The following is a 26,038-nucleotide window of genomic DNA, read 5'->3' on the forward strand; positions in this document are numbered from 1 at the left end:
CGCACAAAGTGGATGAATCGATCGGAGAACCGGACCCATGCGCGAAACAGATTTCGTCAGCGGCTTCGCCCGTGGCCTGAAAGTCATCGAGGCCTTCGGCGAAACACGCCAGCGCCTGTCGATCGCGGAGGCTTCAAAACTGACGGAGCTCGACCGCGCCACCGTGCGCCGCTCGCTGCTGACGCTCGCCGAGCTTGGTTATGCCGATTATGACGGCAAGTTCTTCACGCTGACGCCGAAGATCCTGCGCCTTGGCCATGCCTATCTCGCGGCGACGCCGCTGCCGGCGCTGCTGCAGCCGCATCTCGATCACCTTTCGGAAAAGGCCGGCCAGAGCGCTTCGGCTTCGGTGCTCGACGGCACCGACATCGTCTATATCGCCCGCGCCTCGCAGCGCCGCGTCATGTCGATCAATCTCACCCCCGGCAGCCGCCTGCCCGCCTATTGCGCCTCGATGGGCCGCGTGCTGCTTGCGGCCCTTGCCGAGAGCGAGGCCCGCGCCATCCTTGCCCGCAGCGAGTTGAAGCAAAACACAGCGAATACGAAGACCGATCCAGACGAGCTGATCGCCGAATTCCGCCGCGTCCGCACCGAGGGCTACGCCATCATCGATCAGGAGCTGGAGATCGGCCTCTGCTCGATTGCCGTGCCCATCGACAACGACCGCGGCGAAACGGTCGCGGCGATCAATATCGGCGCGCCGGCCGCCCTCGTCCCGGCCGCGGAGATGAAGGAACGCTATCTGCCGCTGCTGAAGGAAACACAGGCCGCGTTGCGGCCGCTGCTGCGCCGATGACGATAGACTTTGTTGCAGAGCGGCCCCGGTCAGCGCCGGGGCCGCTCGTAATCGGTCAATGCCTCAGGTCGAGCGCGGCCGTCAAGTCACCCATTGGCGGCCGGTCGTTGTTGCGCAGTGCCTTGTCGCGGGCGATGACGCCGGGCAGCACCGGCAGATCGTAGCGCGCGGTGATGAAGCGGATGATCGACGTCGTGTCGTACTGGGTATGATCGACCATGCCGCCCTTGGCAAAGGGCGAGATGATGAAGGCCGGAATACGGTTGCCCGGACCCCAGCGATCGGCCTTCGGCGGCGCGACGTGATCCCAGAAGCCGCCATTCTCGTCATAGGTGACGATCACGAGCATATGGCCCCATTGCGGGCTCTTCTCGAGGTGGGACACGATATCGGCAAGATGCTGGTCGCCGCTCGCAACATCGGCATAGCCGCCATGTTCGTTGAGGTTGCCCTGCGGCTTGTAGAAGGAAACCGCCGGCAGCTTGCCGTCATCGATATCCCTGAGGAAGGCTTCGCCGCCAAGGCCGCCGTCTTTCAGATGCTCCGCGCGCGCTGGCGTGCCGGGCGCGAAATTGGCGAAATAGTTGAACGGCTGGTGATGGAACTGGAAGTTCGGCACCGGCGTGGCATTCTTGCCGTCAAGGGCTGCCTGCCAGGCGCCGCTATACCAAGCCCAGCTGACGCCCTTCAGCGACATGAGGTCGCCGATGGTGATTTCATGCTGCGGCGGCAGCGTCGTCGCGGCCGCGGGATCGGCATAGGCCGGATCGCCGTCCTTGGCCGGCGGATTGGCGCTCGGCTGGTAGGGCGGCTGCATGGTGTTGACGGCGTAGAAGTCAGGCGTCAGCGTGCCGTCGGAAACGAATTTCGGTACGCCCTCCAGCGCCGACTTCGGGGCGTTCTCCGCCACGGTCAACGAGGTGCCGTCCGCATCGACCTTGGCGATAGTCGGCTTGGCCGGGCTCTTGTCGGCATCCGGATAATAAGGCGTGCAGGCGCAGACCAGTGCGAAATGGTTGAGGAACGAACCGCCGAAGGCACCCTGGAAGAAATTGTCGGCAATGACGTATTTCTTGGCGACCTGCCACATCGGCAGGATGGAGCCGTCGTAATGGCCCATGACCAGGCTGCCGGAATCGGCCCAGGCGACGAACTTGTCGTTCTTGCCGCCGTCGATCTGCATCTGCTCCTGGTAGAAGCGATGCCAGAGGTCGCGGGTGATGACCGAAGGCGCCTCTGCGAAACCCTTCGGATCGTCGATCGCGAAGGAGGCGTTGGCGAGATGGGCCGACTGCACCTCGGTGACGGCAGGCGAGACACCCTTGGCGGTGAGGCCGCCCCAGGCCGGCGGCAGTTCGGCGAGCGGTTGGCCGTCGCGGTCGAGCTGGCGTGCGCGATCGGCGGTCGCGTTCGAGAGCCCGTCGGCGCCGGGAAAGCTGCCGTAGAGATTATCGAAGCTGCGATTCTCGGCATAGATGACGACGACATTGTCGATCTTGTCGTAACCGGCCGGCGCCGCATGGGCTGCCGTCGACACCGCAAGCGGCGCGATGGCCGATCCGGCGAGACAGATCGAATGGAGGAGTTTCAGTCTTTTCACGGGGGTACCTCATGGCTAGGGGGCGTTGGCTAGAGGGAGCGAAGAACGCTCGGGGGGCGTTTGGACGCTATTCCGGCCGTCTATCAACTTTGTGACATCAGGGGTTGCCGTGATGCCGCAGGGAATAGCCGTCATCAATTTGTTGCAACGAGGTTCGATCATGGAGGAAACCAGTCTTAAGCTATTGGAATCCTTATCATGACAATCAAGACCATCTGGCTTGTGCGGTCCGGCGTGGCGGTGAGCATGGGTGCCGTAGCGCTCTGTCTTGCCATTCTTCCCCTGCGGCAAAGCAGCGCGGCGACCGCCTCCGGCGTACATCCAGGACCGATGTCGCGCACGGAAGCCTTCGCCCGGGCCGAAACGCTCACCGCGCTCGGCCGCAAGATATTCTCAGATACCTCGCTGTCAGCCTCGGGACTTCAGGCCTGCGCGTCCTGCCATGATCCGGCTCACGCCTTCGGCCCGGCGTCGGCCATGCCGGTGGAAATGGGCGGCAAACATCGGGACCAGCCGGGCCTGCGCGCCGTTCCGACGCTGCGATATCTGCAATCGGTACCTGCTTTCACCGAGCACTATTACGATTCCGAGGACGAGGGCGACGAAAGTGTCGACAATGGCCCGACGGGCGGCCTGACCTGGGACGGCCGGGTCGATCACGGCGCCGATCAGGCAAAAATCCCGCTGCTCTCGCCTTTCGAGATGGGCAACAGGGATGCGGCCGAGGTGGTGGCGAAGCTGCAGAAGGCCGCCTATGCCGACGACATCAAGGCAGCATTCGGCGAGACGGTGTTCGACAATCCGCAAGATGCCTTCGATGCCGTCGCCGAAGCGCTCGCCACCTTCGAACAAAGTGGCCCGGATTTCTATCCCTATTCCAGCCGCTACGACACCTTTCTCGCCGGCAAGGCAACGCTGACGGCGCAGGAGCTGCACGGACGACAACTGTTCGAGGATCCCGCCAAAGGCAATTGTTCGAGCTGTCACTTAAGCGAACCCGCCAAAGACGGCGAGCCGCCGCAATTTTCCGATTTCGGCTTTCTCGGGCTCGCCGCACCCCGCAACATGGCGATCCCGGCCAACAACGACCCTGGATATCACGATCTCGGTCTTTGCGGCCCGCAACGCACCGACTTTGCCGGACGCAGCGACTATTGCGGCCTGTTCCGCACCCCGACGCTGCGCAATGTCGCGCTGAAGCAGAGCTTCTTCCACAATGGCTATTTCCACTCGCTGCGCGACGTCGTCTCCTTCTACGCGACGCGCGACAGTGATCCCGGCCGTTGGTATCCGAAAAATTCAGACGGCGCGGTTCGCAAATATGACGACCTGCCGCAGGCCTATTGGGACAATCTCAACCAGGATCCGCCTTTCGGCAGGAAGCCGGGCGACGCGCCCGCCCTCACCGATCCCGAGATCGACGACATCGTCGCTTTCCTCGGAACCCTGACCGATGCCGATCTGCAGCCTGAGGCGACCGGGCATTAGGAATGACGTCTTTCTCAACAATAACAATCAAACCGTCGAAGCATTCCCACTTGATGTATCATAATTTCCGATATACATCATTCCATCGGAAATACTGGGGGAATGATGGAACGTTCGTTTTTGACGATTGCCGCCGGCGAGAATAATGATGCGATACGCGCGCTTTCGGCGCCGGCGCGGCTCGAGATGCTCAAGCTGCTCTGCGCCAAAGGGCCGATGAATATCAACGATATCGCGCGTGCTCTTTCGCTGCCTCAATCGACCGTCGCCACCGGGATCCAGATTTTGGAAGACGCCCGGCTTGTCGATTCCCAGCTGACGAAGGCCCGCAAGGGAAACCAGAAGATCTGCTCGGCGATCTACAGCGAAATTCTGATCAGCTTTGAGGAAAGTGCGGCCCAAAGGGCCAACAATATTATCGAAGTCGAGATGCCGGTCGGGCTCTACACCAGCTGTGACGTGCATGCGCCATGCGGTCTTTGCTCCACTGAGAGCGTCATCGGCCCCCTTGATGTTCCCGACTATTTCCTCGATCCGCAGCGCATGCAGGCCGGGCTCGTCTGGTTCGGCAGGGGCTATGTGGAATATAAATTCCCCAACAACGCCAAGGTGTTGAACAAGGATATCCGCGCCATAGAGTTTTCGCTGGAGCTGTCGTCCGAGGTGCCGGGCACCAATCCGGACTGGCCCTCTGATATAACCCTCTGGGTCAATGGAATGGCGATCGGCACCTGGACGTCGCCCGGCGATTATGGCGACAAGCGCGGCGCCTTCACGCCGGCATGGTGGAAGCTTGAGGGCTCGCAATATGGTATGATGAAGACCTGGCGCATCTCCACGCGCGGAACCTTCATCGACGGTGTCGCCGCCTCGAATGTCACGCTCAGCGATCTCGCACTTACGCAGCACTCCTCCATCCGGCTCCGGGTCGGCATCGCGGAGAATGCCGGCCATACCGGCGGCGTCAACATATTCGGCCGCGGCTTCGGAAATCACGGACGCGATATCATCATGCGGCTGCACGTCTGAAAATTCGAAATCGGAAATCTTGATTTAAATATCGCGATTCTTTCCAGTTTCGACCGCCGAGAAAGTCGCCCAAGCAACTGGAAAACAATAATTTTTTCTGAAATCCATATTAGTATGATTAAAGTCGCAACTTGGTTGACAGAACAACATTCCTGATATCAAGTTAGAGGCAAGAAAACAAAATTTCTGATATATAAACGGGAGGATCCGTTGAAGACGAACGTTGTGGTTCACCGCGATTTCCGCATCGCGACCATTGATTCCAGGCTCTACAGTTCATTTCTCGAGCATCTCGGCAGGGCGATCTACGGGGGCATTTATGAGCCCGGACACCCGACCGCCGATGAGGACGGATTCCGGCAGGATGTGCTTGATCTGGTCCGTGATCTTGACACGCCATACTGCCGCTATCCCGGCGGCAACTTCGTCTCGGCCTATAATTGGGAAGACGGCGTCGGCCCCCGTGAGGAACGCCCAGTTCGCCTCGACCTTGCCTGGCGCACCCGCGAAGCCAACCAGATCGGCGTCAATGAATTCGTCGACTGGTGCAAGAAGGCGAATACCAAGCCGATGCTTGCCGTCAATCTCGGATCACGCGGCCTGGATGCCGCCCGCAATTTCCTCGAATATTGCAATCATCCGGGCGGCACCTACTGGTCGGATCTGCGCCGCAAGCACGGCTGGTCCAATCCGCACGATGTCAAATTGTGGTGCCTCGGCAACGAGATGGATGGTCCCTGGCAGGTCGGCCACAAGTCGGCCTATGAATATGGCCGGCTGGCGGATGAGACGGCGAAGGCCATGCGCGGCTTCGACAAGTCGCTCGAACTTGTGGTCTGCGGCTCGTCCAATTCCGACATGAAGACCTATCCCGAGTGGGAGGCTCAGGTTCTCGAACAGTGCTATGACAGCGCCGACCATATCTCGCTGCATATGTATTTTGCCAACCGCGAGAAAAACACGCTCAACTATCTCGCCCGCGCGACGAAGCTCGACCGCTACATCACCACGATCGGCGGCGTGATCGACTACATCAAGGCGAAAAAGCGCTCGAAGAAGACGATCGGCATTTCCTTCGACGAATGGAATGTCTGGTATCATTCCAACCAGCAGGACAAGGAGATCCTGGCGCGCGACGAATGGCCGGATGCGCCGCATCTCCTGGAAGACATCTATAATTTCGAGGACGTGCTGCAGGTCGGCGGCATCCTCAACACCTTCATCCGCCGTTCCGACCGCGTGCGTATCGCCTGCATCGCGCAGCTCGTCAACGTCATTGCCCCGATCATGACCGAGGACGGTGGTGCGGCCTGGCGCCAGACCATCTATTACCCGTTCTATTATGCCTCCAGATATGGCCGTGGAACGGCGCTGCAGCTGGTCGTCGATGGCCCGACCTATGACAGCGACGAGGAGAATGACGTCCCCTATCTCGACGTGTCGGCCGTGCATTCCGAGGACGGCAAGACCCTGACCTTCTTTGCCGTCAACCGCCATCCGAGCACGGCGCTCGATCTCGATGTGCGGCTGGAAGGCTTCGGAAATGCCCGGGTGATCGAGCAGGTGGAGATGACCCACGGTGAGCTGGAAGCCGTCAACACGGCTGCACGGCCGAAGACCGTCGCCCCCATCAATGTCGAAAGTGGAAAGATCGAGGAGGGACGGCTGCGGGCCGCGCTGAAACCGTTCTCCTACAACGTCATCCGGCTGTCGGTGTGACAGCCGTCGCCGGGTAAGCCCCCGGCTGAAGATATTCGGCTCGCTGCGAGGAGGCAGGGAACCGGAGGGATGGTTCACCGAAGCTCGGGACCTGACTGTTCAAGTCCTGACGCTTCTGCGAACCGACAACCGCGACGTGCCCATGCGTGCCCTTGCGGCCGCCGTATCGTCGCTTTCTAGGGAGGAGTTCATGCAACAGTGGAAGAGGCTCGCATTTGGCGTCGCGCTGGCCGCACTCGGCCTGACAGCGACGGCCAAGGCCGATGACTACACCTCCTTGCCGCGCAAGGAGACGCTCATCGTCGAAAATCCGGAAGGGACGATCAAAAATCCCGGCTGGTTCAACATCTGGGTCAATGGCGGCGGCGGCGTATCGACCGGCCTGCAGCAGCTGACCATGGATACGCTCTGGTATATCGACCCCGAACAAGGACTTGGCGGCGCGACCTGGGACAATTCGCTGGCTGCCGACAAGCCGCAATATAATGCTGACTTTACCGAGATGACCGTGAAACTTCGCAAGGGGCTCTTCTGGAGCGACGGCGTGGAGTTCACGGCAGACGACGTGGTCTATACCGTCAAGACGCAGATGGATCACCCCGGCATGATCTGGAGTGCTGCCTTCTCGGTGCAGGTGGCAAGCGTCGAGGCGACCGACCCCTCGACGGTCGTGTTCAAGCTGAAGAAGCCCAATTCGCGCTTCCACGCCATCTTCACCGTTCGCTGGAACGGCGCCTGGATCATGCCCAAGCATGTCTTCGAGAAAGTCGAAGATCCGCTTCGTTATGATTTCGCCAATCCCGTCTCGCTCGGCGCCTACAAGCTCAAGTCCTTCGATCCCCAGGGCAAGTGGTATACCTGGGAGAAGCGCGACGACTGGCAGCGGACATCGCTTGCCCGCTTCGGCGAGCCGGCTCCGAAATATGTCACCTATGCCGATCCCGGCCCGCCGGATAAACGCACCATCGCTCAGCTCGAGCATAATCTCGATATCATCCACGACAACACGCCCGAGGGCATGTTCACGCTGAAGGAAAAATCCAAGACGATCGAGACCTGGTTCCCGGGCTTTCCCTTCGCCCATCCGGACCCGACGCTTCCGGCCGTGATCTTCAACACCCAGAATCCGCCCTTCGACAACGCCGATGTACGCTGGGCGCTTGCCCTGCTGATCGACATCAAGGCGGTTGATATGGCGAGCTATCGCGGGGCGGCGACGCTTTCGGCGCTCGGCGTGCCGCCGACGGCGGCCACGATGAAGGACTATCAGGCGCCGATGCAGGATTGGCTGAAGAATTTCGAGATCGATACCGGCAAGAGCAAGATCAAGCCTTATGACCCGACGGTCGGGCAACAGATCGCCGATATCCTGCGCAAGCAGCCGAAGTTCAAGGACCAGATCCCGACCGACCCGGAGGCAATCAGCGGTGCCTTTGGCTATGGCTGGTGGAAACCGGATCCGAAGGCTGCCGGCGAACTGCTGGAAAAGGCAGGCTTCAAGAAATCCGGAGGCAAATGGCTGACCCCTGATGGACAGCCCTTCAAGATCCGGATGACGGTCGAGGGCGACACACGCTCGGTCTTCACCCGTGCCGGGACGCTGATTGCACAGCAATGGGCCGCATTCGGTATCGACGCCAAAGCCGTGCCGGCCGCGAAACTGTGGCAGACGGCGCTACAGCCCGGCGATTTCCAGGTGGCGATCGCCTGGAGCGTCGAAACCTGGGGCGGCGATCCCGACCTGTCGTTCTTCCTCGACAGCTGGCATTCGCAGTTCGTGGCCAAGAAGGGTGATAATCAGCCGCCGCGCAACTGGCAGCGCTGGAGCAATCCGGAGCTCGACAAGATCATCGAAAGCATCCGCGGCATCAGCGCCGACGATCCCAAGGGCGTCGAGCTCGGCAAGGATTATCTGAAGCTGGTTGCCCGCGAAATGCCGACGATCCCGCTGATGTCGTATAACGTCTTCACCTCGATGGATACGACCTATTGGACCGGTTATCCGACGATATCAGATCCCTATACCGATCCGGTACCGAATTGGGCCAACTCCAGGCTGATGATGGTCAAGCTGAAGCCGGCACAACCGAAATAATCCTCCCAACGCCGGCGCGGGTGTTGCGCGCCGGCCCCCTATCGACGGGCATGTGGCATGTCCGTCGATCCTTTCCACTTGATGAAGGGAACCAGAGAGGAACCACCGCCCTATGACGTCCTATCTGATCTTTGTGCTGAAGCGGTTCGGTCAGTTTCTGCTCGTTGTATTTCTCGGCGTGACCATCACATTCTTCGTCACCCACCTGACCCCGATCGATCCGGTCGAAGAAAGCATAGGCGCCATCACCCAGATGGGTCAGTCCGATCCGAATGCGATCGAGCTGATGCGCCAGTCGCTTCGCGAGCTTTACGGCATGGAGGGCTCGATCTGGCAGCAATACCTGCATTTCTGGCTGCGGCTTGCGACCGGTGATCTCGGTCCCTCGCTCTCGGCTTTTCCCACACCTGTTTCGACCATCATCCTGCGGTCCCTGCCCTGGACCATCGGTCTGATGACGGTGTCGACCCTGATCACCTTCGTGCTCGGCAATGCGATCGGCGCACTCGCCGGCTATTACCGCAAGGACATGGTGCTGAAGGCCGTCAGCCTCGTCTTCATCGCCCTGCTTCCCATTCCCTATTACATCCTGGCCTTCGTGCTTCTGATTGTCTTCGGCTATCTCTGGCCGGTGCTGCCGATCAATGGCGGCTACGAGATGAACGCCAATCTCGACCTCTCCTTTGCCCTGGTCCTCGATATCCTGAAACACTCGATCCTGCCGGCCCTGTCGCTAATCATGGTCGGCGCCGGCAGCTGGCTGATCGGGATGCGCGCGCTCGTTTCCAACATCATCACCGAGGATTACGTCGTCTTCGCCGAGCTTGGCGGCGTTCCGAAGCGAAAGATCCTGCGCTCCTACATCGCCCGCAATGCCATGGTGCCGCAGTTCACCGGGCTTGCCATGTCGCTCGGCGCGATCTTCAACGGCACGGTCATCACCGAAATCGTCTTCGGCTATCCGGGCATCGGCAACCTGCTGATCGAAGCGGTGCATGCGGGCGACTACAGCCTGGTGCTCGGCCTCAGCGCATTGTCGATTGTCGGCGTCGCCGCCGCCGTCTTCATCATCGACATTCTGAGCCCGCTGATCGACCCGCGCATCAAGGTGGAATAGAGTATGTTTACGATCGTCCGCGACCTCGCGCGCCAGAATATGGAATTCCTCTGCGGCCTGCTGCTCTTTACCGTCATCGTCGCACTGATAGTGGTGTCCTATTTCTCGCCCTACGGCGCGACCGACATCTATCTGCTGCCGCCTGACATGCCGCCGGATGGCGACTATTGGCTCGGCACGACGTCGCGCGGCCAGGACGTTTTCTGGCAGCTGACGACCGCGCTTCGCAACACCCTGTTCTTCGGCATCGGCGTCGCCTTCATTTCACGCATCATCTCGCTGGTCGTCGGCCTCGTCGCCGGTTATGCCGGCGGCGCGGTCGACCGGGTGTTGATGGCCATCAACGACAGCGTCATGGTCATCCCGCAATTTCCGCTGCTGATCCTTTTCTACTTCGTGCTGAAGGACAGCATGACCTGGACGGCGCTGATCGTCATCATGGCTGCGCTCGGCTGGTCTTATGATGCACGCCTCATTCGGTCGGTGGCGATCAGCCTGAAGACGAGATCCTTCACCACCCAGAGCGTCTATTCCGGCATGAGCATGCGCAAGATCCTCGTCGAGGAGCACCTGCCCTATGTCCTGCCGATCGTCTTTGCCACCACGATGAACAACATGATCTGGTCGATCGGTATGGAGATCACCCTCTCGGTGCTCGGCTTCACCGATATCGAGACGCCGACCATGGGCATGATGATCTACTGGGCCAATGCGCATTCGGCGCTGATATCAGGCATATGGTGGTGGGTGGCCGCCCCTGTCGCCGTCATCGTCGTCCTCTTCCTGGCGCTCTTCCTGCTGTCCATGTCGATGAACGAATACAATGATCCGCGCAGCCGGCTGAACCGGATGGGAAGTTAGTATGGATCCTTTGGTCGAAATTCAGAATCTGAAAGCCTATTACCGTGCCTTCCTCTATGGCGTCGATCGCGAGGTGCGCGCCGTCGACGATATCAGCCTGACGATTGCCCGCGGTGAGGTTTATGGCGTCGCCGGTGAATCGAGCAGCGGCAAGACGACCTTGATCAAGACCATCGCCGGCGCGATCCGGCCGCCGCTGAGGGTCGTGTCCGGGAAGGTGACATTCCATTTCGACGGCGGCACCCAGGATATCTATGCGATGAAGCCGGAAGAGCGCCTGGCGCTGCGCTGGCGGCATCTGTCCTATATCATGCAGGGCTCGATGAATGTGCTCAATCCGGTGCGCCGGATCCGTCATTCCTTCACCGATTTCGCCTTTCGCCACATGAAGGTCGGCAAGGCCGAGTTTTTCCAAAGGGTCGCCACCCATCTGCAGCGGCTGAAGCTGGATCCGCATCTGCTCGACGCCTATCCCCACGAACTCTCCGGCGGCATGCGCCAGCGCATGACCATTGCGCTGGCCACCATCCTGACGCCGGAATTCATCATCGCCGACGAACCGACGACCGCGCTCGACGTGATCGTTCAGCGCGACGTGCTGTCGATGATCCGCGAAATCCAGCGCGAGATGGGCTCGTCCTTCCTGTTCGTCACCCATGATATGGGGGTTCACGCGACGGTCTCCGACCGCATCGGCATTGTCTATGCCGGGCGTCTTGTCGAGGAAGCGCCGACCGCCAAACTCTTCAACAAACCGCTCCACCCCTATACGCAGCACCTCGTCGGCAGCCTGCCGCGCATCGGCGACGCGACGGCCCGCCCTTCGCTGGAGGGGCGTCCGCCGAACCTCGCCATGCCGCCGGAAGGCTGCCGGTTTCACCCGCGCTGTCCGAAGCGCATGGAGATCTGCTCGCAGAAGGTTCCGCCGCTCGTCACCGTCGAGCCGCAGCGGCGCGTGGCGTGTTTTGCCGTTACGGGAGATCAGGTTTGAGCGCTCTTCTTAGCCTCTCGCATGTCACGAAAGTCTACCGGCAGGGCGGCATGCTCGGCCGGCGGCTGATCACGGCGGTCAAGGACGTCAGCTTCGAACTGGGAGCGGAGCCGGAGATCCTCTCGATCGTCGGAGAATCCGGCTCGGGAAAATCGACGATCGCGGCGATGATCCTCGGCCAGACTGAACCGACGGAAGGCGAGCTTCAATTCAGCGGCAGGACCGTCGCTATCCATAGCCGATCCGAACGCAAGGCTTTCATGAAGGAGGTCCAGCCGGTTCTGCAGAACCCCTTCGAAGCCTTCAATCCGCTGAAACGGGTCGACCGTTATCTCTTCGAGACCGCCCGCAATTTTTCGTTCTCGGGAAACCGGCCGGACCGAGACCAGGCGGAGAAGATGGCGGATGCCGCCCTCGTCCATGTCGGCCTGACCCTTGAAGAAGTGAAAGGCCGGTTCCCCCACGAATTGTCAGGCGGCCAGCTTCAGCGCGTTGCCATTGCCCGGGCGCTGATCCCGCAACCCCGTCTGCTGGTCGCCGACGAACCGGTATCGATGGTCGACGCATCGCTGCGCATGGCGATCGTCAATCTCTTCGGCCGCCTGAAAAACGAGCTCGGTCTTTCCATCGTCTACATCACCCACGACCTCGCCACCGCCTATTACATCAGCGACAACATCATCATCATGCGCAAAGGCGAGATCGTCGAGCGCGGACAGGCGCGGGCCGTGTTGGATGATCCGCAGCATGAGTATTCGCGGGCGCTGAAGGATGCGGTGCTGGCCGCGGACTTTAGCGCGGTGGTGTGAGTGGGCTCATTCGCTCAAGTCAGCTAACGACAGCCACCAAACTGCCAAAGTTCGCGACATAGCTCGAAGAGATTAATTGGGTTTACGATATCCTTCTCGAAAATCGCAATGGAAACCGTCTTTCGTTGTTACGCTAGATCGAAGAGCATCTCTGTCCGCCGCTGCACCGCAAACGGAAAACGCGCGTTTCTCATCTCTGCTGCTGTCTACGAGAATGTAGGCTTCAGCGACATCTATTCCTGTTTCACAAATCTGATTATCCCTTTCGTCCTTGAACATGTTCACTATATGTTCTATTTTCCGATTGTCTAGGCACAATCGACTCATCCACAACTCAGCGTGCTGTTGTCCACTACTCTAATGCAGCCACTGCGAATAACGGTTGAGCCGGCATGGGCCTCGTGCAAGTTCAAAATCCAATCAGGGACTATGAGATGACCATCGCCCAACAAACCGCCGAGAACCAAATGCGGAGGATGTCTATCCCTGAGTTCGTGTGTTGGTCTCGTATGCAGAGCGAGGCTGGGCAAGAATTAACAAAGATCCTCAAGCGGAAAGAAAACGAACGACAAGCTGGCGACGGCATGTTTTTTTGGGGGGTAGGGAATGCCCCCTCGACTGCAATTTCCTCGTTGGCACGCCTTCGATGCGAAATTCCTGTTTATTTTTCTATAATGAAGACCAAACCCAAGTTGGCGGACTCCGCTCCGTCGAGCTTGGTCATTTGGCGATGTTACATAGATCTTTGTGGGACGGAAAAAGCGTTGCCGCCTTTTGCCTTAATCACAAGCCGGGGAAATAGTGAAAATGGCCGTCGGAAAACCAGACACTTCGCATTGATGTGTCAGTCAGATTGCAAGTTGGAACTCAGGTATGGTTATCCGTTCCATCATTACACTTATCGCAACGCTGGACCGAATGGGGGCCAGATTGGTGCATCGCAAGTCACGGCACTTCTCACCCGCGATGCGTCGATTGAAACCGCTATTGCTCAATACGAAATCAATCTCCAGGCCAGACTCACCGGCAGCTATTGGGTACGTTTAACTGATCCGCTGCCCCTGTCGGAATCGCAAATTGCACTTTATAATTCGGCGGACGTTATTAATCCCTCGGACTGGATTGGATTCGTCTCGGATCTTCGCGAGAAAACCTCAACCCGAGCCGATACGGAGCGTCAGCTCGGGCTCTTCTAGATGCGTTGTTTGAAGGCTATAGAGGGATAATCAACAGAACTCTCATGACGACCGAAACCCAAAAGCTCCGCCAGCAATTAAGGAGATCCGGCTTGAGTGAGGGGGCTATCGATGCTGCGTGGCCAGCGTGGTGGTCTGATGACCTTGAAGCAAGTCCATCAAGTCGCGCCGAGCTCCGATTTACACTTGCCAGAAAACTGGGGCTCAATCCTAAACCCCTACTAGGTGAGCGCGTTGAATTTGTCTGGCGCGACCGTGCGCGCTTCAAACATCTCTCGGCCAGAGACGATGTTCGGCAGGACGCTATTACATCGTTTGGAGTCTCAATCGGAAAGATATTGCTCAAGGCGACGCCGCCGGTAACATTTCCCGCTGTCGCCGCCGAAGACCTTCGTAGGATAATTCTATCGGACGCCGCCCCTTTTGTTGATCTTTTGTCGCTCATCACGATTTGCTGGAGCGTAGGCATCCCAGTCATTCATTTGCGCGTTTTTCCACTCGACCGGAAGCTCATGCATGCAATGGTCATCGAGGATCAGGGACGATTTGCGGTTTTGCTTGGCCGCGATTCCCAGTATCCCGCTCCTATCGCTTTCACTTTGGCGCATGAGCTCGGACACATCATGCTGGGTCATTTGGAAGGGACCTCAGCCATAGTGGACCTTAAGGAAGGCGAATACGACGCTCCGGGCGACCCCCAGGAGGTTGAAGCCGATGCATTCGCAATCTCTCTTCTGACTGGAACGCCGAATCCGGAGATCACGACGAATGTCGATAATTTTGGGCCAAGCGCCCTCGCGAAGGCCGTGCTGGATGCTGGCCCAAGACACGGCATCGAACCGGGAACCCTTGCGTTATGCCTTGCACATCGATCGCAAAAATGGCCCGCCGCGATGGCCGCAATGCGGCATATTTACACTGCTGGAAAGCCTGTGTGGCAGGAAGTAAACGGCATCGCAAATTCGCAGATTGAATGGGCTGAACTTAGCGACGATTCCGCAACTTTCCTCGAAAATGTAATGCTTGGACGCGATGCATGAACTGATCTTGGTAGACAACGACATTGCTTTGAAGCTCTGCGCGTATGCCAGTGCCCGGGATCTCGTAGATCTTGGGTCGGCCAGAGATCATTCCCTCACTATGCTTCGCGTCGCCCGATATGCGATTGATCGCCGCGTCCAGAAAGGGCGGGGCATACGGGACGTTGACAACCTTCGGCGTGAATGGAGTGTGCTTTCGGCAGCCGTTGATTGGATCGAACCTACGTCTGAAGAGATTGAATTCGCTGCAGAGCTCGAACAACGCGCGCTGAGCTCAAATGTGGAGCTTGACGGCGGCGAAAGTCAGCTCTTTGCTATTCTTATATATCGAATGTCGCCCTTGTTGCTGACGGGTGACAAACGAGCGATCGTTGCTCTCGAATCCATCGGCCACCCCCTTCCGACAGAGCGTGTCGCTTGCCTTGAGCAGGTGATATTCACCCTTTTCCAAAGAATAGGCGCCGACACGCTTCGAAAGCGCATCTGCAACGAACCGGCTGTTGACCGTTCTTTATCGATCTCTTTCGCATGCTATAGTCGATCAAGACCCACTTCTGACGTCTCGATCGAAGAAGGTCTCACGAGTTATGTTGTTTCCCTCCAAAGGTCCGCGCCTACGATCCTCATTCGGGGTACCGACCTCTCATCGGTAGTTTCTTAAAAAGACGGCGTAAGGTGCTTTAAGCTCAGCCACGAGGCTGATTTGACGTTCGAGAGCCGGCTCGTTGATGTTTCCAAGCTCCGGTTGGACAAGAACCTCAAGACACGCTTTGTCCACTCGACCTTTAATGTAACGGCTCCCGAGTCGCCCCGCGCTTGGCCCAACCGGAACTCGGGTCTTGTTCAGCGGCAACTTGAAACTGTCTTCTAGGATTTCATCGATGACCAAAGCATAGCGAGATCCGCGGACCTCGATCGATTCCGGTATCGTTTCCCACTTAATTCCGTCCACTGAATATTCAGCCGCACATAACGGCTCGGCAAAGTGGTTGGAAACCATAGATTCCATACAGAGATGGATTGGCTTACCAGCATCCTGCAACGCCTTCGCAAACGGCTGGACCATTGAAGCCGGATGGCAGGTATTACCGCCGTATCCCCACAGGCCATACCCTGTATCTTTGATTTCCTTAGACTTCCGCTTGATGATATCCGCAAGCGTTTCCTGGGCATGCGTACCGACCTTCATAAACAGAATGCCACTTCCCGGCGTAATGAAATTAGCCATCGTGCTTCTCCAAGAGTTCCAGCTCGTATTCGTCGTCCGAAGCTTTTCCGTAGTCGGGTCTCTTCAGCTCTCGAACAAACTTGACCTTCGGAGCCTGTAGCTTTCCGTAGAAATTCTCGAGGCGTTCAGATACGGTCGCTACGCTTGGCTTGCGTCTTTCGCTGTTCTTCGGAAGAGAACTCACAAATAGATTGCAGGAGCGAAGTTCGGGGGCATCATCAAGGTGATACTCGTGGAGTTTGCGCTGCATTCGCGAGACGTAGAAGCCGTGGTCTAAAGAGAAGGCCTGAACATTGGCGAGAACCTGTTTCGGCCAATCGAGCTCATCGTCATCGGCGATGACGATCATACCCTCGCCTTCATATCGGATGGCCTCTATGCCGCGCTCCACGAAGACGTTTACGCTCTCGCCGTTGTTGGAGGCTCCCCAAGGAGGATTCGTATAAAATAGGTCGTACTTGCTTCGATCTGGAAATGCGTCCAAGCAATTATAGAGCTCCGCATCAAGATGCTCGAGCCGTTCCCTGTCGGCAAACCGTTTGACAGCGTTCACAGTTCGCTCGTCAAAATCAAATACCGTTATCTTAGATGGTCCAAAGGACAGAACATCTCGCGCCATCAGATAAGCAACGCAGACGCTAATCGCATCGCCATCTCCGATGAATGCCAACCTCTTTTTGTCCGCCCAGTCGGCCACAAGCTCGCTTTGGACGACCATGTCACCCGTCTTCATATGGATCTGATCAAAATCTCTAAGTGGCCGAGGGCGATTTTGAACCACATCGGACACGGCATTAATGGCTCGGTGAAGGTCAACTTGCTCCCGCATAGCATCCTCCCCGACTAACTAGTAAGGCGCGCAGCAAGTCGCTCAATGAGGGCTTGCTGATCGCCGCTTGTATCGAAAAGATAGACTGGCCGCCCTGTCGCGATACCGTACGAGGCCGCCACTGACGCCTGCAGGGAAGCGTGTAGACGTGCCTGCTCTAGGTCAATCAGCGGGCGACCCGCTGCGTTTCGGCGAATTCGGTCGATGGCGATCTCAGGAGGAGTGAATAAAACCCAAACTTCATCCGGAGCCAGCGCCGTTATCTGGTCGGTTGAAAACGCTGTAATCCTGAAGCCGTAATCTTCTTTTGTTACGGGATGGCTGTCGATGATAATCGAGGCTGTAGCCCGATTTGCTTTGACAAACTCCAAAAGCTCTCCGTCAACGGCAGCAACATCTTCTGGTGTGATCACAGTCGCAGAGAGGCGTCTGAGATCAGCCTGCGTGGTCACTTGTGGTCGATCATGAACGTAGCGTGTTAATTCCGCTCCGTACTCCCAGACCTTGAGCCCTGGCACCTTTTCTTTGAGTAGATGCGCAGTTGTGCTTTTCCCCGCGGCCGGTGCCCCGGTTAGATATATCGTTTTCATAGCCCGCCCCAATACCACTTACAGTAAGTTAGTATATTTCGGCTTGACCACAATAGGTTTTAGTAAATGCGGTTAAAAACCATAATCACTCGGGATCGAAGTCCTGGGTAGCGGCAGCCCTTCCGCTCGCTTGGAAGAGCACCATGGTAGAAGGGCTCCGCTTAGATAGCAAAAGCAAATCCATGCTATATCCCTCCCACAGTTAGTAGGTCACGCGGACGGGTGTGAAGATTTTTTGCATTGTTACTGTTTTATAGAGACAGCATAGTTGGAACTGGCAAACGACAAAGCGGCGCTCGCCAAGAGCGCACGCCGGTCTTGCCATCGGCAAGCCACTGCTACTGCTTGAAGCAATTTTGGCGATGCCATTGGAGAAAGTGAGGATGTGGCCGCTCAAACGGTCTTGAAGGGACGATCGCCCTTCCAGACTTGTTGATGAGGCCTCGGATGCTTTGCGGATCGTTGGCTTGCCGCGAGATCAGGATATCGAGGTCATCCGAGAGACCGATCAGGCCGCGATCGAACATCCAGTGTGCGGTGCCAGACAGAGCAATGCCGTTGGTGAGGATGTCGGGTCCGTTTGCTTCCACAGGGCGAATATGCGCAGCATCGACTTCCGCACGTCCGCCTCCGTTTATGAGCTTCAGACCAGTGATTGCGCACCGTTTGTCATAGGCCTGCAAAACGAGCCGGCGAAACAGCCGATCGCGAACGATCCGCGACGAGAGCTGTGTAACCCTGTCGCGCTCGTGCTCAAATAGGAACGGTGCCTGAGCTCCGTCTTCAAATCCGTCCGTAGCAAGCGTTACTGCCGGCTCACCCAGCCGCGGTAGTTCAGGCTCGTGTTCGTCCAGGCCGATCGACACGATCCGATTGAAATCAGCCGCGGATATCGGACGCACCGCGGCCTGTGCCCTACCGGAAATTCGCCCCTCCTCATTCAGCACGCCTCGCTCAATGACACCGTCCGGCCCACTGAACGGAACGGCATTGATGAAATCGAGGTAGCTGCCCGGTTCGATGAGGGCCAAATACATGCCGGACGCCTTCGGATCCGGAATGACTTGGGCCACCTTAGCGATGGCAAAATAGCCCCGGGTCGCCGCGACTTTGCGCGGCTCGTAGTAAATGATCCAATCCCCGAGGCAGGCTTTCACGCGACCGAGATACTGGCTCGGGAACTGATATTGTTCTGCCGGGCTATCGTCGTAGATCGAATCTGACCGGTGAATGAAAACGCCGAATGCCATGCCCGATGCGTAGCACGACTAGGTCGGTTCGCAATACGGCGCTTGCATCCTCCATCCAAAGAGAATTGATCAGCAATAATTGGCGAGGAAGAGTTAAGGCGTCTGGGTTTCGAAGAGTGCAGCTAATGATCAAGCCGCAGGCCACCAACCAGTTTGAAAACCCTCGACCCGCCAACTCGGTTTGCAGACGAGCGGCGACAGACGACGGCTAGCGCAAAGTTTCAATTGACCGTTTCCGATGGCGAGGCGACACTTGCAAGCTGCAGCGAGGCAGGAGGAAAACGATGGACGACACAGACCGCTGGCGCGACATGGCAAGCGCACCGAGAGACGGTAGCCGGATCCTCGTCACGATTCGCCCGTCCGAACAGGGGCCGGCAGAAGTTGACCTCGCCTATTGGTCGAACGGCGATCAGTTCGCTGCAGAAGGCTGGCGCGCCTCTGATTCCTCGCCCGGGCACATCATCGAATATGCCGAGCCGGAATTGAAGTGTTGGATGCCGATGCCCTCGGCCAATCGCACCTCGATGCCCTCTCCCTGGGAAGGCGAAGATGACCAGGAGCTCTACGGGTCGGGGATTTAAGCGATCGCGCGCAGTACCGATTGGTTCCTGCCTCAGCGAACAGGTCCAGATTGCCGTCCGCCACGACTGCGGCTCGACGAAGTCGCCTGATCAAATTGAGGTTCAACCGTATAGCCCTTTGTTTTTATGCATGTCGTTGTCCCCGAACCGCTGCACACTTCCGGGCGACATGCATTAGGCACTTAGGCTGCGCGCACCCTGTCCCGGCCGCTTAACTTGGCAGCATAGAGTGCCTGATCTGCGCGTCGATAAAGGTCCGAGGCGCTGTCTGACGGGGCGCAGGCGGCGATGCCGGCAGAACAGGTGTAGCTGAAGTCGGGAGATTCCGGCAGAGGCCGGGAGAAGCGGATCACCGTCAGCATGCACTCGACGATGGCAATGGCGTCTTCCGGCCCGGTTGCCGGCATCACCAGCAGGAACTCTTCTCCGCCGACCCGCCCGAAACAATCGTTGCGGCGAACATTCTGATGAATGCGATGGGCAAAATCGCGCAGGACGACATCCCCGGCATGGTGACCAAGCCGATCGTTGATGTGTTTGAAATTGTCGATGTCGAATACGGCAAGGCATCCGTTGTTTCCATGCTTAGCGGCTGCCAGCATGTCGTCGACGCGTGCCATCACAAAGCGGCGGTTGGCGACACCCGTGAGTTCGTCGGTGTAAGAAGCCTTGATCGCCTGATCGCGATCTTGCCGGACAGTCCTGCCATGCGCTCGCAGACTGGTGATGTCGCTCGCAATACACAACATCCAACCGTTCTTCTGGACTGCCTCGGTCATCCAAAACCATCGGCCATCGTAGAGGTCCGTCTCGAAAGCGCGATAGCCGATCTTGCCGCGGCGCGACTGTGTCGACCGCAGCCACTCGTCGAAATTGCTCGTCTGAATGACTGTGCCTCGCCGCAGCTCAAAATTGCGTCGCATGAGATCCGGCCAGAGTGGAGTCTCATCCGGCTCGATGAAATAGACTGAGCGAAAGGCGCTGTTCGCGTATCGCAGCCGGTCATCACCATCGTAGACCGCAAGCAGCGTTTCGGTGCGTGCGGAAAGGTGCAGAAGCTGTTCGAATATCTCGTCCATACCGAACCCTGTCTGGTTGCCTTGGGATGAGATGGCGCAGAAACCCTATGAGAAAAGAGCCCGTCAGCAAGCAAAGCGCCTGCAGTGATTACGGAAACGTCAACGAGATGCCGTTTTCAATCGTGATTGGACATCGGCTGCGACCTGAGAGACGCTGTTTTCGGGAGGCGGACCATCTATTTTTCCGGAGATAGGAGGCCGAAATGGAACAGTACGCACTCGATCAGTTGAAAACCGTCGCCAAGGTCAGCACGACCTGCAAGCGCCTTGAAATGACGCGGCGCGAACGGCTTGAACGCTGGGCTGAAAGTCTCGAACGCAGCCCCAGACCGTTTCTCAAGACACTTCACGAAACCGAATATCAGCCGATGGCCGATCGGCTTGCTCTCAGGGATGACGGCACCCCGATCTCCGTTGCATTCGCTGATCCCATTCTGCGGGCGGCAGGAATGGAAAATGATAGTTATGGAGAAGCCAAACGGTTCTTCGAACTCGGCGACGAGCAATTGCACGATCTTGTCTGCTTCTGCCATTTCGGTGAACGCGTCAGCGCGGCAGTCGTCGCTCGCCGTTTGCGGAAGATGTCGGGCTCCAAACCAGACGGGTTTTTCGCTCAGCTTCGTGCGTGGTTTGGCTGATTGAGGCCGAAGGCCACCATCTGAGGTGCTGGTCGGGGATGCATCGATCCCCGACGCGGGTGGCACGTGCGACGACCGACCGGTCGGGTCGTTGCTCCTGCGGCATCGACTATCGCTAACATTTTGAGGGGGCAGATTTCTGAAGCGGCTCCTGCTGGTCAGCTGCCGGGTCCAGGTTTTCTGCGCTGGCCGACCACGCCACCCAGGGACTTGGATCAGGGCGTTCTCCAGCAGCACCCACATCTATGTCAGCGTGCTGCGGAAAGATGTCTCGCCGAGCGACTATTCAGTCAGGGAGACGCTTGAAGAGGCCGTATCGCTACTTACTGCCAGCTAACCACGCGCTTGCCATTGTAGGTGATTTAACGGAAAATCCTCGGCGTGGCCCTTGAGGCCTGAGCAGCCTGCCATGATCGGAGAACGCCGTGCCTCTGAAAAACATTTTGGCCGCAGCAATCGTCTTCATGACACTCGCAGGATGTGCAACTAGCGGATCGGACAACACAACCTACGCACAACCGCAGGGGATAGGCCCAGTTCGCGGTGAGATAGGCGGTTACTAGCCCATCGAGAGTGTTTCGACCGCTTTAGAAACACGGCCTGGCTGTTTACGACGAACCAACCTCGGCGCTCGATCCGATATCATCGTCGCTGTCCGCGGAGGAAGGCATGACGATGATGCTGGGCCGCAGCCGACGTGAGGCGTAGGTTCCGTGCGACAGTTGGGCTTTAAGCCTCAATATTGTCGAGCATCGAATTCTTCAATCGTTTCGGGGTCCTGCATATATTCCCATTGCACACCGTTCAGCCGGCGCCAGATTTGTCCCGATGGGTTTCGGGCGGCGGCGTCGACGAGTGGCACCGGGAGGAGTGTCTCGTGCTTGTGCCAGAGTGTGACGTCAGTGACGCTAGCCTGCTTGGGCTTCCGGAACAGGTTGAAAAGGAGTGCGAAGTCCATGGCCGATTTTCCCCAAGGGATCCGACTATAGGGACATTTTAGGTACTTTCAAGTACCATAATTTTGGGAACCCACGCGCGGAAAATATCGGCGCCACTGCTCACGAGTAGCATGCGTCATAGATCGAACAAAGGTCAGCTAGGGGCCTGATTCCGAACGCAGCAAAGAGGCCTCTGAGGTAGCACAGACGTCTCCAATTCCAGAAGCGCCTACATATCCGCGTTGTCGTTGAACGGCAGTCCGCGAGTTCTCCATTCGTCCCTCAGTATATCTTCCAGGTCCTCGACCGTGAATTCGTCGAAGTTTGCCCAGAGCTGCACGGCCAGCGCCTTCAAATTCGACGTTGTTTCTGAGTCAGCTTCGGCCGCCGCGGCAAGCCGATAGATTTCCTGGCGGAGTGCATCAATCTCTGTCATGTCGCTCCTCATGGCACTGCGCCAGCACCTCCTGTTCGATGGCAGGCAACGAACAAGGTAATCCCTAAGTTTGTCGCAGGATGCCGGCCTCCTTCGCCGCAGCCTCAAACGCAGCTCGCGCTTCCGCACCGGGAACAACGCCATTCGCCGCGTCCAGGCATACCTTCCGCGCTGTCGCGTAGCTCGGGCTTCTGTTGTCGGGCCAGGATTTCTTCAAAAATGCGACCGCCTCTCGAGCGCTCCTGATGACGTGAAAACGATCATCTATCTTCAATTCGACGTTCGCATCCCAGATGCTGATCATGGCGTCCTCCGTGGGGCAGGCTTCCCACAAACGTATATTAGGAAGATCTGTTCCAAACGGACGATCCGGCCGGAATTTTGGCAGCAGCATGAGGCTCTTTCGTTTTAACCCAACAACCGCTCGCGATAGCCGTCGCTGTCGCGCTGCGTCCTACCGCCGTGCTTCGAAAGCTTCGCCTTATCTTCGGTTAAGCGCCTTCGATTCGGCTCTGAAGGTGCATTCAAGAAAGGGGTGACAGGATGTCGATCCGGCCAGGCGAGTCACGTCCCCAAATCGCAAAACGCCCCATCCCCACGCAAAGAGCCCCGCGGTTGTTGCGACCGCGGGGCTCCTTGACGCCTCACCCGGGAGAGGGGGTCAGGCGGCCTGTACCTTGCGGGCCGTGCGTGCCCATTCGGGCAGCCAGTCGCCGTGGGTGGCAAGCAGATCGTCGACCAGCGACCAGATCTGGTCGAGGTCGAGTTCGGCGGCCGTATGCGGGTCCATCATCGCAGCGTGATAGATGTGCTCGCGATTCTCGGTCATCAGCGCCTGCACCGTCAGTTCCTGGACGTTGATATTGGTGCGGATCAGCGCGGTCAGCTGCGGCGGCAGGTCGCCGATGAAGGTCGGCTGGATGCCGGAGGCATCGACGAGGCAGGGCACTTCGGCGGCGCAATTGGTCGGCAGCGAGGTGATGCAGCCATTGTTGCGGACATTGCCGTAGATTACCGAGGGCTCGCCGGTCCAGACCGAATTGATGATCGAGGAGGCATATTCCTTCGACGGCGCGACCTCGATCTTGTCGGCTGAGCGATAGGCCTCGGCTTGGCCTTTCCAGCGCTCGATCTGCTCGATGCAGCGTTTCGGATATTCGTCGAGCGGAATACCGAATTTCTCGATCAGGTCCTCGCGGCCCTCCTTGATGAAATAGGGCGTATATTCGGCGAAATGCTCCGAGCTTTCGGTGACGAAATAGCCGAGCCGCGTCAGCATCTCGTAGCGCACCTTGTTCGGGCAGCGCGGGTTCCAGCCGGGCTTCGGCGCCCTGCCCTCGCGATAGGCGCGCAGCAGGTCGGGATAGAGATTGCGGTAGGATCCATCCGGCTGGTGATGCTCGAATTTGAGGTAGAAGGCCATGTGGTTGATGCCGGCCGCGCGATAGCGGATTTCCTCGTAGGGAATGTCGAGGTCATGCGCCAGTTCCATCGCCGTGCCCTGCACCGAATGGCAGAGACCGACCTGGCGGATGGTCGGATATTTCTCGGCGATTGCCCAAGTGTTGATCGCCATCGGGTTGACATATTGCAGCATGATCGCCTCGGGGCAGACGGCGAGCATGTCCTCGCAGACCTTCCAGAGATGCGGCACGGTGCGAAGCCCGCGCATGATACCGCCGACGCCGAGCGTATCGGCGATCGTCTGGCGCAGCCCGTATTTCTTCGGCACCTCGAAATCGGTGACCGTGCAGGGCTCATAGCCGCCGATCTGGAAGGCGACGACGACGAAATCGGCGCCCGCAAGCGCCTTGCGCTGGTCGGAATAGGTCTCGGCCTTCGCCTTCACGCCAAGCGTCGAGATCAGCTTGTTGACCACGATGGCGCTTTCTTCGAGCCGCTGCGGGTTGAGGTCCATCAGGGCGATCGTCGCACCTGACAGCGCGGGCCGCTGCAGCACGTCGCCGACGATGTTCTTCATGAAGACGGTGGAGCCTGCTCCGATGAACGTGATTTTGGGATTTGCTGCCATTATAACCTCCGGCATTCGGCAATTATGCTACCTCGAAAGCGGCCTTGACGAGCCGTTCGGTGTAGGCGGTCTTGGGATGGGATAAAACTTCGTTGACAGGCCCCTCTTCGACGATCTTGCCATGCTGCATGACGATGACGCGATGGCAGAGCGCCCTGACGACCTTGAGATCGTGGGAGATGAACAGGTAACTGAGGCCGCGCTCGTCCTGCAGCTTGCGCAGCAGTTCGATGATCTGCGCCTGGACGGAAAGGTCGAGCGCCGATGTCGGCTCGTCGAGCAGGATGAATTCCGGTTCCAGCGCGATGGCGCGGGCAATGGCGATGCGCTGGCGTTGGCCGCCGGAAAATTCGTGCGGGAAGCGCGACAGGATATGGCCCGGCATGCCGGCGGCAATCAGCGCTTCGCGCACCCGGTCCTGCCGTTCGGCCTTGGTTGCGCCCAGCCTGTTGACGACGAGACCTTCCTCGATGATCTGGCCGATCGTCATGCGCGGGTTGAGCGATGAGAAAGGGTCTTGGAACACCACCTGCATGCGGGCGCGCAAAGGCCGCATCTCGGCCCTGGACAGGCCGTGGATCGGCTGATGGTCGAAATGGATCTCACCGCTATCAGGCGTGTTCAGCCGCAGGATCGCCTGGCCGAACGTCGTCTTGCCGGAGCCGGATTCGCCGACGAGACCGAGCGTCTCGTGACGGCGCAGCGTCAGGTCGAGGCTGTCGACGGCGACAAGCTCGCGCATCGCCGGCTTGAGAAAGGTACCGTGACGCATCATGAAGGAGACACGCACGCCCTTGGCATCGAGGATGACATCGGATCCCTCCGGCAGCGGATTGGCCTGGCCACGCGGCTCGGAGGCAAGCAGATGTTTGGTATAGGCGTCCTGCGGATTGGCAAACAGCGCTTCGGTGGTGTTGTGCTCGCGCACTTCGCCGTACTGCATCACATAGACGTAATCAGAGAACTGCCGCACGACGGTCAGGTCGTGGGTGATGAGGATGACGGCCATCCCCAGTTCTTTCTGCAGGTTGCGGATCAGGTTCAGGATCTGCGCCTGCACGGTGACGTCGAGCGCCGTCGTCGGCTCGTCGGCGATCAGCACGTCGGGGTCGTTGGCAAGCGCCATGGCGATCATCACGCGCTGGCGCTGGCCGCCGGAAAGCTGATGCGGATATTGCATCAGCCGCGCGGCGGGATCGGGGATCTGCACATGTTCCAGCAGTTCGAGCGCGCGCTTTTGCGCATCCCTCTTGCTGATCCGGCGATGCACGCGGATCGCTTCGACGATCTGGCTGCCGATCGTGTAGATCGGGTTCAGCGAGCTCATCGGCTCCTGGAAGATCATCGAGATGCGGTCGCCGCGCAGCTTGCGGCGCGCCCGCTCGGAGAATTTCAGGATGTTGCTGCCGTCATAGGCGACCGTCGATTTCTCGGAAACGACAGCGCGCTTCGACAGGAGCCCCATCACCGTGCGCGCCGTTACCGATTTGCCCGAACCGGATTCACCGACGATCGCGATCGTCTCGCCGCGATAGAGCTGGAAGGAGACGTCCTTGACGGCTTCGACCATGCCGTCTTCGACCTTGAAATTCACCGCCACATTGCGGGCGTCGATAATCGGCGTGTCCGAACGGCCATCATGGTCGTGGCGGACGGGCGGGGCGAAGGAATTGACCAGTGCAAGAGCCATATC

At 58.5% G+C, this 26,038-nt stretch carries 25 protein-coding genes; 14 read left to right on the plus strand and 11 right to left on the minus strand.

Annotation, left to right across the window (positions count from 1 at the left end):
- Nucleotides 1-37 precede the first annotated feature (37 nt).
- On the plus strand, nt 38-796 hold the full coding sequence (locus G9X67_RS03430; RefSeq protein WP_171598069.1) for an IclR family transcriptional regulator C-terminal domain-containing protein: 759 nt from the start codon (nt 38-40) through the stop codon (nt 794-796).
- 55 nt (nt 797-851) lie between these two features.
- Here G9X67_RS03430 and G9X67_RS03435 read toward each other — a convergent pair whose 3' ends face one another.
- Entirely contained in the window at nt 852-2,396 is a 1,545-nt protein-coding gene (locus G9X67_RS03435) for an acid phosphatase (RefSeq protein ID WP_171598070.1), read from the minus strand.
- A gap of 198 nt (nt 2,397-2,594) precedes the next feature.
- On the opposite strand from G9X67_RS03435, the gene G9X67_RS03440 reads away from it, so the two are divergent.
- The 11 genes from G9X67_RS03440 (at nt 2,595) to G9X67_RS34700 (ending at nt 15,402) form a co-directional block, all read left to right on the plus strand.
- On the plus strand, nt 2,595-3,884 hold the full coding sequence (locus tag G9X67_RS03440) for a cytochrome-c peroxidase (protein WP_171598071.1): 1,290 nt from the start codon (nt 2,595-2,597) through the stop codon (nt 3,882-3,884).
- A 102-nt stretch (nt 3,885-3,986) separates the two neighbouring features.
- The gene (locus G9X67_RS03445) at nt 3,987-4,913 is read left to right on the plus strand and encodes an ArsR family transcriptional regulator (RefSeq protein ID WP_171598072.1); all 927 of its coding nucleotides are present in this window, start codon (nt 3,987-3,989) and stop codon (nt 4,911-4,913) included.
- 210 nt (nt 4,914-5,123) lie between these two features.
- Entirely contained in the window at nt 5,124-6,632 is a 1,509-nt protein-coding gene (locus G9X67_RS03450) for an alpha-N-arabinofuranosidase (RefSeq protein WP_171598073.1), read from the plus strand.
- 190 nt (nt 6,633-6,822) lie between these two features.
- Nucleotides 6,823-8,727 carry an ABC transporter substrate-binding protein gene (locus G9X67_RS03455; RefSeq protein ID WP_171598074.1) on the plus strand — a complete coding sequence of 635 codons (1,905 nt, stop codon included), beginning with the start codon at nt 6,823-6,825 and terminating at the stop codon, nt 8,725-8,727.
- Between the two features lie 112 nt (nt 8,728-8,839).
- Nucleotides 8,840-9,844: an ABC transporter permease gene (locus tag G9X67_RS03460; RefSeq protein WP_003548897.1), complete on the plus strand. Its 1,005-nt coding sequence runs from the start codon at nt 8,840-8,842 to the stop codon at nt 9,842-9,844.
- Nucleotides 9,845-9,847: 3 nt separating this feature from the next.
- Nucleotides 9,848-10,705, plus strand: a complete 858-nt coding sequence (locus G9X67_RS03465) for an ABC transporter permease (protein WP_171598075.1) — start codon at nt 9,848-9,850, stop codon at nt 10,703-10,705.
- 1 nt (nt 10,706) lies between these two features.
- Nucleotides 10,707-11,696 carry an ABC transporter ATP-binding protein gene (locus G9X67_RS03470; protein ID WP_171598076.1) on the plus strand — a complete coding sequence of 330 codons (990 nt, stop codon included), beginning with the start codon at nt 10,707-10,709 and terminating at the stop codon, nt 11,694-11,696.
- A complete protein-coding gene (locus tag G9X67_RS03475) occupies nt 11,693-12,505 on the plus strand; it encodes an ABC transporter ATP-binding protein (RefSeq protein ID WP_171598077.1) in 813 nt (270 codons plus the stop codon). Before G9X67_RS03470 ends, G9X67_RS03475 begins: the two co-directional genes overlap by 4 nt.
- Before the next feature lie 434 nt (nt 12,506-12,939).
- Nucleotides 12,940-13,701 carry a hypothetical protein gene (locus G9X67_RS03480; RefSeq protein WP_171598078.1) on the plus strand — a complete coding sequence of 254 codons (762 nt, stop codon included), beginning with the start codon at nt 12,940-12,942 and terminating at the stop codon, nt 13,699-13,701.
- Nucleotides 13,702-13,745: 44 nt separating this feature from the next.
- On the plus strand, nt 13,746-14,741 hold the full coding sequence (locus G9X67_RS03485) for an ImmA/IrrE family metallo-endopeptidase (RefSeq protein ID WP_171598079.1): 996 nt from the start codon (nt 13,746-13,748) through the stop codon (nt 14,739-14,741).
- Nucleotides 14,742-14,748: 7 nt separating this feature from the next.
- The gene (locus G9X67_RS34700) at nt 14,749-15,402 is read left to right on the plus strand and encodes a hypothetical protein (protein WP_210258765.1); all 654 of its coding nucleotides are present in this window, start codon (nt 14,749-14,751) and stop codon (nt 15,400-15,402) included.
- Here G9X67_RS34700 and G9X67_RS03490 read toward each other — a convergent pair.
- From G9X67_RS03490 to G9X67_RS03505, 4 genes are all read right to left on the minus strand, one after another.
- Nucleotides 15,385-15,969 (minus strand): hypothetical protein, encoded by a 585-nt coding sequence (locus G9X67_RS03490; RefSeq protein WP_171598080.1) that lies wholly within the window; start codon nt 15,967-15,969, stop codon nt 15,385-15,387. The two genes, G9X67_RS34700 and G9X67_RS03490, sit on opposite strands and share 18 nt — an antisense overlap.
- Entirely contained in the window at nt 15,962-16,798 is an 837-nt protein-coding gene (locus G9X67_RS03495) for a bis-aminopropyl spermidine synthase family protein (protein WP_171598081.1), read from the minus strand. Before G9X67_RS03495 ends, G9X67_RS03490 begins: the two co-directional genes overlap by 8 nt.
- Nucleotides 16,799-16,812: 14 nt before the next feature.
- The gene (locus tag G9X67_RS03500; RefSeq protein WP_171598082.1) at nt 16,813-17,388 is read right to left on the minus strand and encodes an ATP-binding protein; all 576 of its coding nucleotides are present in this window, start codon (nt 17,386-17,388) and stop codon (nt 16,813-16,815) included.
- A 338-nt stretch (nt 17,389-17,726) separates the two neighbouring features.
- The gene (locus G9X67_RS03505) at nt 17,727-18,638 is read right to left on the minus strand and encodes an HNH endonuclease (protein WP_171598083.1); all 912 of its coding nucleotides are present in this window, start codon (nt 18,636-18,638) and stop codon (nt 17,727-17,729) included.
- Between the two features lie 284 nt (nt 18,639-18,922).
- On the opposite strand from G9X67_RS03505, the gene G9X67_RS03510 reads away from it, so the two are divergent.
- Nucleotides 18,923-19,222, plus strand: a complete 300-nt coding sequence (locus G9X67_RS03510) for a hypothetical protein (RefSeq protein ID WP_065283845.1) — start codon at nt 18,923-18,925, stop codon at nt 19,220-19,222.
- 182 nt (nt 19,223-19,404) lie between these two features.
- On the opposite strand, the gene G9X67_RS03515 is transcribed toward G9X67_RS03510, so the two are convergent.
- Nucleotides 19,405-20,301 (minus strand): GGDEF domain-containing protein, encoded by an 897-nt coding sequence (locus G9X67_RS03515; protein WP_171598084.1) that lies wholly within the window; start codon nt 20,299-20,301, stop codon nt 19,405-19,407.
- A gap of 203 nt (nt 20,302-20,504) precedes the next feature.
- Here G9X67_RS03515 and G9X67_RS03520 point away from each other — a divergent pair, with 203 nt between their 5' ends.
- On the plus strand, nt 20,505-20,939 hold the full coding sequence (locus G9X67_RS03520) for a hypothetical protein (RefSeq protein ID WP_171598085.1): 435 nt from the start codon (nt 20,505-20,507) through the stop codon (nt 20,937-20,939).
- A gap of 736 nt (nt 20,940-21,675) precedes the next feature.
- Here the strand turns inward: G9X67_RS03520 and G9X67_RS03525 are convergent.
- The 5 genes from G9X67_RS03525 to G9X67_RS03545 form a co-directional block, all read right to left on the minus strand.
- Nucleotides 21,676-21,897 carry a hypothetical protein gene (locus tag G9X67_RS03525; protein ID WP_171598086.1) on the minus strand — a complete coding sequence of 74 codons (222 nt, stop codon included), beginning with the start codon at nt 21,895-21,897 and terminating at the stop codon, nt 21,676-21,678.
- 209 nt (nt 21,898-22,106) lie between these two features.
- Nucleotides 22,107-22,313, minus strand: a complete 207-nt coding sequence (locus G9X67_RS03530) for a hypothetical protein (protein WP_138389741.1) — start codon at nt 22,311-22,313, stop codon at nt 22,107-22,109.
- Nucleotides 22,314-22,377: 64 nt separating this feature from the next.
- Nucleotides 22,378-22,617, minus strand: coding sequence for a DUF982 domain-containing protein (locus G9X67_RS03535; RefSeq protein WP_138389742.1), 240 nt, complete (start codon nt 22,615-22,617; stop codon nt 22,378-22,380).
- Between the two features lie 357 nt (nt 22,618-22,974).
- Nucleotides 22,975-24,345, minus strand: coding sequence for an alpha-glucosidase/alpha-galactosidase (locus G9X67_RS03540; protein WP_171598087.1), 1,371 nt, complete (start codon nt 24,343-24,345; stop codon nt 22,975-22,977).
- Nucleotides 24,346-24,367: 22 nt separating this feature from the next.
- Nucleotides 24,368-26,035 (minus strand): ABC transporter ATP-binding protein, encoded by a 1,668-nt coding sequence (locus G9X67_RS03545; protein ID WP_171598088.1) that lies wholly within the window; start codon nt 26,033-26,035, stop codon nt 24,368-24,370.
- Nucleotides 26,036-26,038: the final 3 nt, after the last annotated feature.

Origin of the sequence: Rhizobium sp. WYCCWR 11152 (genome assembly GCF_013087615.1) — a bacterium.
In the GTDB taxonomy this organism is placed as follows: domain Bacteria; phylum Pseudomonadota; class Alphaproteobacteria; order Rhizobiales; family Rhizobiaceae; genus Rhizobium; species Rhizobium indicum.